Annotated in this window: 15 protein-coding genes; 10 read left to right on the forward strand and 5 right to left on the reverse strand. The window is 59.9% G+C overall.

Annotated features, from left to right (window positions below):
* Positions 1–30 precede the first annotated feature (30 nt).
* The 9 genes from BLQ28_RS32750 (at position 31) to BLQ28_RS21650 (ending at position 8,755) form a co-directional block, all read left to right on the forward strand.
* Positions 31–675, forward strand: coding sequence for a hypothetical protein (locus BLQ28_RS32750; RefSeq protein ID WP_143012546.1), 645 nt, complete (start codon positions 31–33; stop codon positions 673–675).
* Positions 672–1,988 carry a hypothetical protein gene (locus BLQ28_RS21615; RefSeq protein WP_143012547.1) on the forward strand — a complete coding sequence of 439 codons (1,317 nt, stop codon included), beginning with the start codon at positions 672–674 and terminating at the stop codon, positions 1,986–1,988. Before BLQ28_RS32750 ends, BLQ28_RS21615 begins: the two co-directional genes overlap by 4 nt.
* A gap of 8 nt (positions 1,989–1,996) precedes the next feature.
* Positions 1,997–2,758 (forward strand): hypothetical protein, encoded by a 762-nt coding sequence (locus tag BLQ28_RS21620; protein WP_093243816.1) that lies wholly within the window; start codon positions 1,997–1,999, stop codon positions 2,756–2,758.
* An 808-nt stretch (positions 2,759–3,566) separates the two neighbouring features.
* The gene (locus BLQ28_RS21625) at positions 3,567–3,818 is read left to right on the forward strand and encodes a hypothetical protein (protein WP_093243817.1); all 252 of its coding nucleotides are present in this window, start codon (positions 3,567–3,569) and stop codon (positions 3,816–3,818) included.
* Positions 3,819–3,835: 17 nt separating this feature from the next.
* A complete protein-coding gene (locus BLQ28_RS21630) occupies positions 3,836–4,456 on the forward strand; it encodes a hypothetical protein (protein WP_143012549.1) in 621 nt (206 codons plus the stop codon).
* A gap of 46 nt (positions 4,457–4,502) precedes the next feature.
* Complete coding sequence (locus BLQ28_RS21635) at positions 4,503–4,757, forward strand: hypothetical protein (protein WP_093243821.1); 255 nt, start codon at positions 4,503–4,505, stop codon at positions 4,755–4,757.
* A gap of 19 nt (positions 4,758–4,776) precedes the next feature.
* Positions 4,777–5,103: a hypothetical protein gene (locus tag BLQ28_RS21640; RefSeq protein WP_093243824.1), complete on the forward strand. Its 327-nt coding sequence runs from the start codon at positions 4,777–4,779 to the stop codon at positions 5,101–5,103.
* Positions 5,104–5,162: 59 nt separating this feature from the next.
* Positions 5,163–6,362 carry a CAP domain-containing protein gene (locus tag BLQ28_RS21645; protein ID WP_143012550.1) on the forward strand — a complete coding sequence of 400 codons (1,200 nt, stop codon included), beginning with the start codon at positions 5,163–5,165 and terminating at the stop codon, positions 6,360–6,362.
* 221 nt (positions 6,363–6,583) lie between these two features.
* A complete protein-coding gene (locus BLQ28_RS21650) occupies positions 6,584–8,755 on the forward strand; it encodes a hypothetical protein (RefSeq protein ID WP_143012551.1) in 2,172 nt (723 codons plus the stop codon).
* Positions 8,756–8,890: 135 nt separating this feature from the next.
* Here BLQ28_RS21650 and BLQ28_RS21655 read toward each other — a convergent pair whose 3' ends face one another.
* From BLQ28_RS21655 to BLQ28_RS21680, 5 genes are all read right to left on the reverse strand, one after another.
* Positions 8,891–9,379, reverse strand: a complete 489-nt coding sequence (locus BLQ28_RS21655) for a hypothetical protein (RefSeq protein ID WP_143012552.1) — start codon at positions 9,377–9,379, stop codon at positions 8,891–8,893.
* Positions 9,380–9,490: 111 nt separating this feature from the next.
* Complete coding sequence (locus BLQ28_RS21660; RefSeq protein ID WP_093243836.1) at positions 9,491–10,399, reverse strand: XamI family restriction endonuclease; 909 nt, start codon at positions 10,397–10,399, stop codon at positions 9,491–9,493.
* Positions 10,396–12,045, reverse strand: a complete 1,650-nt coding sequence (locus BLQ28_RS21665) for an N-6 DNA methylase (protein ID WP_093243840.1) — start codon at positions 12,043–12,045, stop codon at positions 10,396–10,398. The genes BLQ28_RS21660 and BLQ28_RS21665 overlap by 4 nt, the downstream gene beginning before the upstream one ends.
* Positions 12,046–12,375: 330 nt before the next feature.
* Positions 12,376–12,771: a hypothetical protein gene (locus BLQ28_RS21675; RefSeq protein WP_093243846.1), complete on the reverse strand. Its 396-nt coding sequence runs from the start codon at positions 12,769–12,771 to the stop codon at positions 12,376–12,378.
* A gap of 2 nt (positions 12,772–12,773) precedes the next feature.
* Complete coding sequence (locus BLQ28_RS21680) at positions 12,774–13,175, reverse strand: hypothetical protein (protein ID WP_143012553.1); 402 nt, start codon at positions 13,173–13,175, stop codon at positions 12,774–12,776.
* Between the two features lie 336 nt (positions 13,176–13,511).
* On the opposite strand from BLQ28_RS21680, the gene BLQ28_RS21685 reads away from it, so the two are divergent.
* Complete coding sequence (locus BLQ28_RS21685) at positions 13,512–13,751, forward strand: hypothetical protein (RefSeq protein WP_093243850.1); 240 nt, start codon at positions 13,512–13,514, stop codon at positions 13,749–13,751.
* Positions 13,752–13,981 lie beyond the last annotated feature (230 nt).

Below are 13,981 nucleotides of genomic sequence, written 5' to 3' on the forward strand. Positions count from 1 at the left end.
GACCACTGCGGCTACGCGGAGCCTTGATCGATGACCGGTTCGACGCCGCCCAGTGGCTCGAAGCCGATCGAGAACGATCCGTTCGCGTTCCTGGACATGACCTGGTCATTGGCTCCAGCGGCAGAGGCGGCGACGTCGACATCGAGCGGGCTCGAGCCGAGCGGCGCAGGCTCGTCCCGCAGCTCGAAGCCGCCGCTGCCCGAAATCGCAAACGCTACGGTCCCGATGCTGAACTCGGTCGCATCGGCATCGAGTCCGATGTTGACGGACATAGAGATCGAGCGCCAGGCGAAGGCGCTGGCCCAGTTCGACCAGCAGTTCAGTCAGCTCGCAGCGAAGGCGAGGACGCTCGGTTCGTTGCTGGACCAGTCGACGGCCCGGATGGTGACGGACCTCAGGGTGCACGAGCAGGCACTGCAGGCACAAATCGCGTTGACCCAAGGGCAAACGACGACAGATCTGCAGAAGGCGCGCCAGCGCCTTCGCAGAGCTCTGTACTGGGCCGTTCTCACTCCGGCCGTGACGACCTTGGTCGTTTGCGTGTTGGCGATCGCGGCGACATGGGCCTTCGCGCAGTTGCAGGTCGACGAGGTGCGGGCCGCGCAAGCGCGGCTCGAGCAGTCCCTGCACCCGGCCCAGCAAAGCCCAGCCGCAAGCGGAAGGCGGCGGCCATGAATGCCCCTTCTGTCGTCGATCAATTTCTTTCCCTCGCGCAGGCGCGTGTTGCGTCGGCTTTCTTCAACCACCACCAGGAGTCCTCCATGAGCATCACCGATCCATCTACAGCTACCACCTCGGCACCTTCTCCAGCGGTTGCAGCACCTACGCGCCCATCGCTGAAAGACTCGTTGCGATTCAATGCAGCGCCGAAGAAGACTGCCGTCGCGGCCGCAGCCGCCGGCATCGATCTCGATCGCCCACGGCCCCCTGCAGTCAAGAGTGAAGCTCGCGAGCTCGCTCCGATCGAATTCGGGCCCGGCTGGCTGAGCCGAATCTTGGAGGCGTTCAGGTCGCTCCTGATGCGCCTGCTCGGCGGCCTGTGGGGACCGTCCTCTATCCCTCCCGGCACCGTGGTGACGGGCGAGGCAGGAGAGCCGGCCCAAGACGGCAGGGATGCCCTCATCCAGTTGCTCAAGGAAGAGCTCGCGGAGACCCGCGCTGAGCTTGCAAGGCTTCGTGCGGCGGCCAGCGCCGCAGGCTTGGATCTTGACCACGCCGATCGCGTCGAGGATGCCGCGGTGAAGGGGTTCGACGCAGCAGACCGGGCTCTTGCGCTCGACAAGGCGCGCGACGCCGCGCGCGCAAAACGCGATGGTGCGAAGCTGCTCGACGTTGGCGAAGACCATCTGCGCCGACTGCGTGACGCCAGCTTTGCCCTTGCCGCCGTCGTGCCTGAAGACCAACCGCAAGCGCTTCAGGCCCTGAACAAGGCGCGCGAAAACGCGGACGATTGGTCTCGCAGCGTGGCGGTTGCTGCGCGCCATGTTCCTGATGAACATCCGCTTCGCCTTCAGCTCGATGCTCTCGCCGAGGCTCGTGTCATGGCCGATGCCGCAGCCGAGGCAGCGCACGCTTCGGCTGGGCAGGCCGCTTCAGATCAAGAGGCCGCTGCTCAGGCGGAAGACATCGGGCCAGGCCAAATGCCATCGGTGCTCGACAGGACCGACGCGAAGCGCGCCGCAGAGCTCCGGGCGACGTTTCTGGCGGCGTCACGTCGTTTGAAACTCCTCCATGCGCACGAGGTGCACCACGTGCCGCCTCACGAACAAGAGGCTTTCCAAGCTCTGCCTGTGGGCTCCGCGCGCATGCAATTTATCAAGGACTACGAAGAGCAAATCAAGCGGGAGAAGGCTTCGCTCGAGGAGGCTATTCAGGATGCGGCGCTCGCACGGAACCAGGCCGCCGCCCAGTTGTGGCCCGACGACCTGGATGACGCAGATGCCGACGCGGACGATGACACCACTCATGAGCGTCCGGGTCGTGCATGAACCATCGAGTGGCCACCGATCTCGAGGAGGTTGAGGCGCTGTCGGTACCGGTCTTCCAGGTGCAGTCCGCACCCCCAGCCTTGGCCGGCTGGGTGACCAGGCTACTCACGCCCGTGGTCGCGGCGTGCCGGCTCCGCCGCGCGTACCCGATAGAGCTTAGGCCAACCGGATGTTGGGCAGGCTGGGCACTCGCCCCGGAATACGCGCCCGATAGGCGCGTCAGTGTCAGCAACCTCATGCTCTACCGTTCGCCGCGCGCCCTGGTCACCATCTATTTGCACGAGCTCGCGCACCAAATTGTTGGCGCCGATCACGACCACGACGCGCAATTCTTTGCTACGAACTTGATGCTCCTGCTGCGAGCGAGCGACTCGGTCGACGTGGATGTCCTGCCCGCCGGCGGCGCACTGGCTGAGATGGGCCTATATGACATTCAGGCCCCGCCGGTTGAGCTGCAGCGCGAGCCGGATGCGGGTGTTGGCCGAGCCGTTTCCTGGGCCATCAGCGTGGCGCATGAGTTCGCGCCGAAGGCGATGACTGCAGAGGACGCGGCTGCAGAAATCTGCGCCCGCTACGCGGCCTGGATCCTCCAGCTTGAAGCAGCCCCGGCCAAAGCGGCGGCTGCGGCAGCTGCTCGTGCCCAGGCCGCTGCGGCGGCCATCTCGACCGCGCAGCGGCTGCGCCGCGTGCATGCGTGGATGGCCGTGGCTGCGGTCACGGTCCTGGCCGAAGCGTTCATGCTGCTGAAGTTCGCGTTCGGCGGAGCTTGATCGTGACGCGAGTCGTCAAGTTCGCCGAGCATTCGGACAGACTTGGACGAACTTTCGGCCAAGCTTCGTGCAAGTCCTCACTTGGCCGAACCTTGTACGAAGGTTCGGCCATCTCTTTTCTCTGCAGTGTTGCCGCGCGCTCGGCGCGCGGCTCTAGAGGCAGTGTTGTACGAAGGTTGGTCGAAGCTTTGTACAAGGCGCGACTTGGCCGAAGGTTCGTACAAGTTTCGGCTGATTTTGGACGAAGGTTGGGGCAAGAGTCAGTCGTTGTCGGGCGTCTCGGCTTCGCCGACCGCGCTCTCAGGGCTGCGCCCCCGAGCCCTTCGGTCTCGGCCTTCGGTTCCGATCGCATGACGCACGCTGCCTGCGGCAGCAGCTCGCTGCGCTCGACGGCCTCTGGCCGGCCTGTGCCGCTGCGCGGCATGAGGCGCTCGCCGCGCGGCGTCCCGTCTGGGAATTGTTCTCCGCGGCCTTCACCGTCTACCTCGCGCCTTCGCTATTCCTTCGTCAGTGTGACCGGCGCCGCGCGCTTCGCGCGCTCGATTGCCACCCGCAAGGGTTCGCTTCGCTCCCGTCCTCGCCCGTTCGCACTCGCTTCGCTCGCTTGCGCATGCGGCCTCCGGGCGGGCCCTTGCGTGCATCAATCGCGCCGGCCCCACGGACTCCGGGCGAAGGCGAGAGGTAGACGGTGATTGAGACCGCCTGGATCGTTTTCCCAGCCGGGACCGGATTCCCAAGGGGCTCAGCTCAAGGTTCCGGTGTTTTTTTAAGACCAACGCCGCGTGGCGGCACGAAAGGAAATGACGAGATGGCAAAAGCAAACCAACTGGACGCGCTCGCCGAGCGCGCGCTGGACGCGGTGATGACCAATAAGCCGAGCCTGGCCGCTTGGGCCGAGGACCAGCGTTTGAAGCTGGCCGGCCAGCCGCGCAGCGAAGTCCTCGCGTGGCTCGTTTTCTCGCTCGATCCTGCCAACCAAATGGCGGTCGAAGAGGCCCTCGAGCTGGACCCTGGTGACCTAGCCGTCGACGGTCCGATCGCCCGGGTGCTGCGCGCCTGATCGCAAAGGAGAGCGAGATGATCACAGCACAGGACTTGGCCGGCAAGTCTCTCTATTCATCGCAAGAGCGGGCAAGGCAGGCAACGAGCATGCGTCGACTCGCTGGGGGTCTTCGATCAGCTGCGAAATCAAATGAAGCCGCGGAGTTCACATCGTCAGAGCGTGAGGCAGTGAACAAAGCAATCGCCGTGCTTGACGTGTTCGCAGATGCTTTGGCGAAGGCCTCCACGCTCAGGAAGAAAGCGGAAGATGCAAGGGCGAAGCGTCAGGCTCAAGCCAGGCAAGCCATCGCTGGCACTTTTGCCGCGCTCTCAACCGTCGAGGACAAGGTGGCACTGATCGCTGTCAGTCGCCCTCATTCGCTCTTGTTCAACCCTGATCGATCGGCGTCGGACGCACGGGTGCTCTTGGACTCGAGATACAGCACGCTGAACGATGCCCTTGATGACATCGTGTGGCGCATTGCCGAAGCCTCCGAGCCTGTCGAAACCGCTGCTGCGCGGGCCTGGGAGCGCTTCCAGGAAGCGGCTCCCGCGCTGCGCATCAAACACGGCTCGTTGATCCAGCAGATCAAGGAAGCGCTCGCAGCCGACGCAGCGACGACCTCGAGGGAAAAGCAGGACGCGCAGCGCGCATGAGTACAGGCGAGAGCCTAAACATCCACACACAAAAGAGGAGAGAGCAATGAATCAGCAACAACGCGATAGCGCCAACGAAGCCGCCGGCATGGCACTGGTCGAGCAGCAGTGGGATGAGATCCGCAAGGACCACCCGGATTGGTACGCACGTTATGACCAAGTGATGCCCGACACGGCCGCGAGCCGGTCCGAGATGGCGGAGCTCTGGGCGACGGCACCTACACCGTGGGCGGCCGCGCTGATCTACGGGAAGTTAACGCTGCGCCTGGAGATCTCGGTGCACGCCGGCATGCAGTTTTGAGTTCACGAGGACCAACACCATGAAACCCCTGGCCCTCGAGGAGCGGGCGGCGCGTCGGCGAGCATGGCTCGAGCTCCAGGCCCAGCTTGCGCAGCTCGATGCACGCTTGGCTCGGATTGACTGTTCCATCGGCGCGCTGGAGGCCAAGCAGCGCCAACGACGGCGCGCACAGGCCCAGGCCGCACGAGCAGCCGCGGCAGCACGCCAGCGTGAATATGAGTCTACCCAAGCGACGCGGCAGCAGCGCATGGCGGGCGGCCTGGCCACGGCCTTCGTGCTCGGCGCGAGAGCCGTTGTGGCCGGGGCCTCGATGCGGCATCCGATGGGTCTGCGGGAGCTCGATTGAGCTCTCGTCCCAACAAATTTCAACAACCATTTTTTCAGTTCCCGACTTTTCAATTCATCATGAAAACCAAAAGCCAGTTCCCCCAATTCCCCAGTGCGATCGCGCTTGCTGCTGCCCTCGTTCTCCTCTCGGCATGCGGTGGTGGAGGAGGTGGCGGCGGTGGCGCTCCGCTGATCGGCATCGCCCCGCCGCTTGCACCGGATACCAGCACTCCGACGAGTCCGCAGGTGCAGCCGCCCGTTGCCCCGCCGCCCTCTCAGCCCGGGACAGACGATCCCGCTGAAGGCGATGCCACCTCGACCATCGTCACCTCGGTGCCGGCGCCGACCTATGCCGTGGACTCCGAGGAACTAGCCGCCTTCAACCTGCTGAACACCGAGCGCAGCCGCTGCGGATTCGGTCTGCTGGCACAGAACGCACATCTGGACATCGCGGCGGCCGGCCATGCCAACTACCTGCTGGTGAACAACATGGCTGGCCATATCCAGAACGCGTCGAAGTCGACAGCCTTCACCGGCGCCAACCAGGGCGATCGTGCCACGGCAGCCGGGTATCCCTGGAGGGTCATGCTCGACGATAACTCCGACGTCACTGGTGGCGCCGCCCAGGTGATAGCCGGCAAAGGCGTCGAGTCCGTCCGCAGCCTGTTGAGCGCCCCGTACCACGCTCTGGACTTGCTCAACGCGGTGCTGGACGTCGGCCTCTCGATCAAGAGCAGCGATGATGTCGGCACGACCGCCAACTTTGGCCCCCGTACGATCTCGCAATACAACCTCGGCCTGGCTCAAACCGCGTTCTCGCAGAAGCCCAGCGGATTGGAGGTACAAACCTATCCGTGTGAGGGCACTACTGGCACGGCGTATCAGCTCAAGAACGAGCAGCCGAACCCGGTTCCAGGACGCGACTTGGCCGTCAATCCGGTCGGTCAGCCAATCATCGTAGCTGTTCGCCCTGGGCAGCTCATCACCATCCGGTCTGCCACGATGCTGAAGAAGTCGGACGGCTCCCCGGTGATGCTGCGCGCACCAATGCTGAAGGCGAACGACCCCAACTTCTTGGTCGATCCGAGCCGCGCGATCATCCTGCCGGATCAATCGCTCGAGCCGAACACTGAATATATCGTGACCCTTACGGGGACAAACACCACTATGGCGGACTTCAACAACGGTAATCCGATCAGCACCGGTACCAATCCGGCGATCACGTCGAACACGGTGGGCTCGTTCTCGAAGACCTTCACGTTCAAGACGGGCAGTTGATCAGAGGCCTGACGCTCCAACCCGAGCGTGTGTTTCTCGGCGCTAGCTTGTTGTGCTGAACACGTCAGCAAACCCGCCGAGAAAGGAACCTTGGGGGATGGAGCGAAGGTACCATCCGGTCGGAAACAGCTATTCAGACTTTTCGGCCGAGCGCCGATTGGGCTAAACGTGGCTGCTCGGGGTTACCCTGAAATCTCTAGAAGAACCTAGTGAGGGCTCCTTTGTTGCACAGAAAACGATTTGAACTTGCGCTGGAAAGACTCGATGCCTCGCACTGGACGCGATTCGAGCAGCTAGCGTCAGCTTTCCTTGCTCGAGATTTTCCAAATATCCGTACCGTCGCCAGCCCCGGCGGCGACGGAGGCCGGGACGCTGAGTTGTACTCGCCTGATGACGAGCCGACCGTTGTGCTCCAGTATTCGGTCACCCCCAACTGGAAGCCGAAGATCAAGGGCACGGCAAAAAGAGTCTCCACTAATCTGCCCAACGCGCGCGAACTGATCTATGTGACGAATCAGGTCATTGGAGCAAAAGCTGATGAGCTCCGACGTGAAATACGGCGAGAGTACAAACTGTCGCTTGATATCCGTGATCGCTCTTACTTTCTAGATCGATATGCGAGCGATGGGCATCTCGAAGCTGTGGCTGCTCAACTCTCAAGTGAGGTCGTTGATCCATACCTTGAGGGCAAGGAGATTATCGAGCGCAAGGCTCAGGCGCTGTCAGAGGGAGAGTCGAGAGCGGCGCTCGTTTTCTTGGAGATGCAATGGGAAGACGACACGCGGGATAAAGGGCTAACACGTTTGGCCTTCGAGGCACTTGTTCGCACCGTGCTTCGCGGAACGACGGCCGAAAAGCGCATGTCAAAAGCCGCTGTCCATGCGGCTATCTGCAGTCACTTACCCGGACAGGCGGAGGCCTTTGTTGTTGGTGAGACCGACAAGGCCCTAGCGAGACTAACTAAGAAGTTCATCCGCCTGTTTCCTAACGAAGAATACTGCCTCACGCATGAGGAGACGGAGCGCATCAAAAGCCGTCTCGCAGAAACAGAAGCTCGCGACAACGCTCTCAATACTGCGATCGCCGAAGTACTTACTCAAGTTTTTACAGATACGGAGCTGCACCAAAATCCGTGCGCGAATCTGGCTCGACAATCGGTCGAGCAATTCCTATTTCAACGCGGCGAACTGTTTGTCGCAGCGCTCGATCGAGGTCAACTCGATCGACTTAGCTACGACCTCGTCAAAGACATCTCAAAGGAGGCGTGGCGTGCCGCAGGTCTTGCGCGCAACGAAGCCTTGGAAGCAAAGCTCTCTGAGGCGGTCGAGAAGATTCTTACAGCGCCAGCGGGCGCGATTAGCGACTATCTAAAGAACCTCGGTGACGCATATACGCTGTTCGCATTTCTAAAGCAGACGCCCGACGTTCAGTCCGCAGTCCAGAAGATGTTCTCACACGGAGAGATCTGGTTGGACACATCGATGGTGTTGCCTCTTATCGCCGAAGATCTGGTTGAGGAGGAGCAGCGGCAGTTCCGACATCTTATTGCTGTCGCACGCGACACCGGATTGAAACTCAAGATAACTGACGGCGTACTCGAGGAGGTGGAAGCGCATACCCACAGAGCGTCTGTGTGTGCGAACAGCCGTCCAGGAGAGTGGCGAAGCAGCATTCCGTACTTGCTCGCATACTACGTATCAATGGGGCGGGGTGTACAAGGGTTCTCAACCTGGCTCCAAAAAATTCGTGGCAACGTCCAACCAACGCAGGACATCGCGGACTTCCTGCAGCAGTTTTTTGGAATTGAGCGTCAGGACATTGCGCAGGACGCGAATAAGCTAGAAGAGCGCTACCGATTGGCAATCAAGGAGGCATGGGCCAACGTTCATCTAGATCGCCGACTCAGAGGTGGCGATGACATTGATCCCAATTTGGCTCTTCGACTGGCGGAGCATGACACCGAGAACTATGCCGGAGTGCTTCAACGGCGTAAGCAAGAGGGTGCGTCGGCGCTCGGATTTACTTCTTGGTGGCTGACGCTCGATCACATGGCATTTGGCATCAATAGACGCGTTGCGGAGCGGCTTGGCGGGCGCCCAATTCCGTCTCCAGCTATGAGCGCGGACTTCCTCACAAATTATCTCGCTTTCGGCCCACTGCGCAACAAGGCGTCCAGAAGCAGCGTGAAGGTTCTGCCAGTTGCATTTGATGCGAGCATCACAGAACTCACCCCCGATCTCATCGAGATCGCGAAGCGGACACGCGAACAGTCGGTAGATCAGGAGGAATATGTAATTCGAAGACGAGTTAGAGATGCACTTGATATGGCGAGAAGGCGAACTGGACGCATCACCGAGCGTGGCCTGCGAACTCCAGATGAAGGCCGACGGTGATCGCGCGTCGTTGACCGTATCCGCAATCCGTCATGCAGACAGCGCAGCAAATCTATATCTGTTTGTGATGGCTTAGCTGGTAGATGTTATCTCTCACTACATGGTCGGCCATCTCCATGGCGACCTTATAGAGAATTACAACTGCACAGAAAGTTGCCAAGTCATGGATTTGGCACGGGCCAAGATTTCGGGGATCGACGTCATCAACAACTCGCCTGTGAGTTTGTTATAGAGAGCGACCTTGTGTCGCGTTTTCAGCACCTCAGCCGCTGCAATTTCGCTCTCGGTCAACGCGAAAAAGAAACCTGTGAAGCCTGCTTTCGTGCGTGCTTGGTTGGCGCTCTTAATCTCGATGAATACCATCTCTGGCAAAGCAGCGCGAACTGCGGCAGGGTCACCCAAGTCGATGTGGCGCGGCATGGCAATCGCGTCGAAACTGGAGCCTTTGACCACGACCCCGCTCTCCTCAAGAGCTAGGAGAAGTTCTTTTAGCTCTCGGCCGCGAGGTCTTGGAATCCAGTTTGCCATCGCGTCGAGCGCAGCCACTTCTCCGGCTGCTCCAGCTTGGTTTGCCAAGCGCGCAAGGTGCGCACGTTTCGCAGCGATGACTTCGAGAGGACTCACTTGGTAGGCTTGTACCAGTCGTCTTTCCTCTGACTCTGAAGGCTCGCCCATCCCCGGCGCTGGCCCCCGCGGGATGTGTCATGGCAAGTCTGCTCGCGTCTCACGGCTTGTTCACTTGGTGCTAGCGATCCAGCCAATTAGCTCGGCGATGTCATGAGACCAGAAGATCGTCAAGCCACGGGCTTGTGCATCCTGCAGGTTATGAAGTTTGTATACCCCGCTGAGCACCGCTGCCGGTATGACCTGCACTGTCCCAAAGTCACTTTTCCATGAAACTGCTTTCACCGCAGCGTCGTTGTTCAATCGCTTGACCGAGTTCGTGGAGGAGTTCGAGACCTTGCATTCGATAGGCATGACGCGCCCATCCCAAAGACCAAGAACGATGTCCGCTTTTCTCGTCCCTAGTCGGCTCTCCGCGCAGAATTCACCGCGTCCTGGGGCTGCGGAGAGTACTGGGATGTCCCGCGTCGAAACGCGCCGGAGGCCCGCAGCCGCAAGCATTTCCATAACTTCTGTCTCTTGCTGATCCTTGTCTTCTGTTCGGCGCTTGGTCCCTGCCCGACTGGTGGCTAACAAGGCAGCAGAGGCGAGAACAGCGGCACTTCGCTCAGCCTCCGTAGGCTCCCGTCCTTCGGTCACCCATGGGAAGCGCCGTCGGTCAATTCCGTTGAGGATGATCTGCGCGATGCTTTTCGCCATCAACGGATTCGCTCGTAATTTTGACGGAGTCAGCACTGCATCTGCCAGGGTCTTGAGGTCATCTGCAGAAATCGGCGGACCAGGCAGATATCTCAGCACTTCAAGCTGATTTTTATCGGTGACAACATCAATCAGCTGGCTGTCCAGTTCCCTAAGGTCGACTGTGGACTCAAGCAATTCCTCGATGACGCTCTGATAGGCATCAAAGGCCTCGAGATATTCCTCGAGGGGCTCTTCCATTCGACGCTTTCGAAAAACCTCGATTGCCGCATTTCGCCCTTTTTCAAGCTGATCTTCGGTCCATACCGGCGGCTTGATCATTGTGGTGTCGTCCCTTCCCAGGTCGCGAGGAGTGTGGGTCCGGGCACAAAGAGGCGTTCCATTTCGCCTGGTTCAAACTTTGTCAGGCCTCCGGCGTAGGTACGGCCATCGATAACGCTGATACCCGTGGTCAGATAGTCAACGAGAGCTCTCAGCATGTCGTCATTGAGGGGCTCTCTGGGATAAAGACCGTGGGCGATGTTGATGTGTCTTGCCGAAACTAGGTTGCGGGTGAAGACTGGCGCACGTCTGGCCATATAGGTCGCAAGAACGGGCGCAGGCTTACGCAGGCCGACGGACCACCATGCTTTCCGATGGCTGGCGATGTAGCCAGAATGAGCGCCGTCTTTACGAGCCAAGCGGAGAAACCGTTCGATCGCCTTCTTGTCCGCCCCGTCGAACTCATCCAAGTTTTCCGGGAGATCCACGACAGAGCGCAAGCCCGTAGCGTCCTGAAGCACTTTTCCCGCAGAAATCAATTCGCGAGCCTTGGTGATCGTCGGAAACAAAACCCGCTCCGGCAAGCCACCCGTGTGCTCGCCCGAGATCCAAATCTTGTTCGCCCCAGTGACTTGCCCGCGGTGTACACGGCACAACTCCCCAAGTTCAACAAAGCCGTCAGGACATTCACGCGCACCGTGGGTAAGGCGAGACCATCGGCTTTCCGCTTCGAGGCGCTCGCGACGCACTTCTTTTCCTCCCGAGAGATCCTTCAGATCCGAGAGCCGTTTCACGCGACGCAATCGAATGGAGTCCGGCTTGCTGCCAATGTCGAAAAACGTGATGGCGGCGGTGGTCGCCGCGTCGGGAAATGGTGCGGCCGTCGGCTCCACGACGACAACGCCCTGTCCCCCCAACTTCGACAGGAACAGTTCGCGCACAAGCCTGCCGTAGTTCACGTCTAGCCACTCTGCTGCGGTGATAAGCGCGCCCGAATCACCGGGTTTGGCGTTGAGCACGGTGGCTAAGAAGAAATGCACATGGAGGCCTGCGAGCTGGCTGGCTTCGAGCCCGAGGCCTGCTGCTTTGGCTGCCAACCAAGCCTTCCACTTCGCGCCGATCTGATGATGGCGAACATAAGGAGGATTGCCGATGAAAAGCGAGCGCCCGTCGATTGGGGCCAGACCTTCGCGGTAGTCCTGTAGGACAATTTGACTGCGCTTTGCGAGGCCACTGGCAGCGAGGTTTGCGCGTGCAAGGATGGCGGCGAGGGGGTCGATTTCGAGGCCCACCAACTGAGCTTTGGGGAAAGCGGCTGCCGCTTCCAAAAGAAATCTTGCAGAGCCCACACCTGGATCGATGACGCGGGCCGGCGTAGGCCGCTCTTGCGCCCACTTAAGCATGGCTTTGACGATGCCAGGTGGCGTGTAGGTGGCTCCCAGATCGCGACGTTGTTCGGGACTTCTGATCTGACCGAACAAGGTGCCCAGAGGGTCTTGGCCTTCGCGAATTTGGTCGCGAAGCGAAGATATCTTTTTCTTGTCGGCGACTGGGTCAGCTTGCTGGGCGAGTTCTTGCTCCTGCTCGGACCAACCGGCAACACCAGCGGCCCCCAACTGCAGAGCGGCAGAAAGCAACTGCTTCTCTGTCCAAAGCGGTTCCGATGGCTCTTCTTTGATTGCTTTGCTGCTACGTGCTACGGTCATTTGACCTTCTCGGGCTGAGCCGGATCTCTTGAATTGGAAAACAAAGACTGCTGTAACCCGCCACGCTCGCGCGTGACGTAGTCACGCATGAAGTCCCGCAAAACGTCTGCAGCATGCCTGCCTTGAAGGCGGCATGTCCCTACAAACTCCTCGCGAAGTTCCTTCTCTACGCGGACTCGGAGGCCTGCATCTTTCATGGCGCGGAGTCTAGCGGATGGATACACGAACGTACATCCATTCCTGTCACTCCGCGGCATGCGTTGGCAAGCCGAGGCTCTGGGTATCTTGATCAGACGGGGGTGACCGGTGCTCCGAAAATAGGTTGAGTCGCTAAGCAGCGAGCCGGACGCTGGCGGGGAGCGTGAACAGGATTTCACCGCCGACAACAACGACATCGGTTGATTCCGACGGCGTATCGGCAATCGGCATACCGCGGGCTGCAGTGAATTTGAGGTAAGGGCGCGCCGATCGATTGGCAATCAGTTTGTAGCCGCCGACGAGGGTACGACGAGCTCTGATCGCCAGATCCGTCCGATCTATCGAAAGCGTGATTCGATCCTTGCCCGCCGTCCAGCCTGCCTTCTCAATCAGATCATCAGAAAACCGGAACAGCGTCTGTGTGCGTCCCTTGATACCGACTTCCGACCTCACCAGGACTCGGGTCGGTCCCATCGCGACGCGTTTGAGGCCAACGCGAGCAAGATCCTCAAATGATTCGAAGGCCATATTTAAGCTCCTTCTTTCGTTACGCGATTGATGCTTCGGCGACCCTCTGAGTCAGGCTCGCCAAGCTCGAACCCCAGCTCACGGAGCCGGCCGTCGTAGGACACCGGTGCTAATCCGAGTTTTTGGAGCTTGTCGTCGACCCGATTCATCATGTCTTGCATCGCCTCCGTCAACGCTTCCTGCTTTGACATGTCCAGCACACTCAACATGGCTTCGAACCGGGCCTGCAGTACGGGATTCACGCGAAAGCACATGTTCTTCATGCCGATGGCCTCCGCCTGAACTTGATCTTGCTCAAGAAGTCGGCTGACGAAGTCATTGTTCCCGCGCCCGCTCAGGGAGGATTTGAACTGCAGCGCCTTAAGCGTCAGAAGTTCATCGAAGGTAAATCCGATCTCGTCCATGCTTGGCTCCAAGTAATGCATGCAAAAGTGCATGGATTACATGATATCAAGCGCTGGCGAACTTTGCAAGCACTGAAGGATTTTATGCATGCAAAGTGCATTTGATTGCATGGATTTTTGAGAGCGACGTTCAGGTGGCCATGGAGATAGGGGAGTTGGTCATTGGTAGATGCTGCTGCGAGCGAGGCAGGACTGAAAGTCCACCGAGTTGGCAGGCGGGACGCGCTGGTGCTCTAAGGCCGGCCCGCCAGACTCGCTTTTTCGCATATGGAAAACAGGCCCCCCAGAGATTCTTCGGCCCGTGCTGCAATGGGACTTTCTGAAAGGAGATTTCCTGTGCAAACTGTTCTGGGCTGGCTTTCCCTTCGCGAACTCGACGAAGGCGAATCCGAAGAGACCTATATCCGTTACGCCGATGTGCAACGCGTCTCTGTGAAGGAGGGCCGCCGTGAGGACGAGGTGAACGTGCTGGTGCAGGCGCTGGGCCAGACCTACCTTCACTCCCGGTACGGGAGCAAGCGCGAGGCCGACAACGCAGCGATGCAGATCTTGAAGGACATTCAAGATATCAAGTGAGTTGAACCTGAAGGGCCGTAAAGCAATGCGGCCTATTTCATAAAGAAAACCGCCTCATGGCGGTTGTCGATATTCATCTGGACGTTCCTTTCGAGGTGACCGCCCGCAGGCCCGAAAGGAAGGGGGGAGGGGCCGGGGAGATGAACCGGCCAAGCCCGCGGGCGATCAACTGATAGTCTTGGCGAAACGCACCGGTTGCGAGTGCGACACAAGTGCAGCATGGATGCGAC

Origin of the sequence: Variovorax sp. EL159, from assembly GCF_900100965.1 — a bacterium.
In the GTDB taxonomy this organism is placed as follows: domain Bacteria; phylum Pseudomonadota; class Gammaproteobacteria; order Burkholderiales; family Burkholderiaceae_C; genus Variovorax.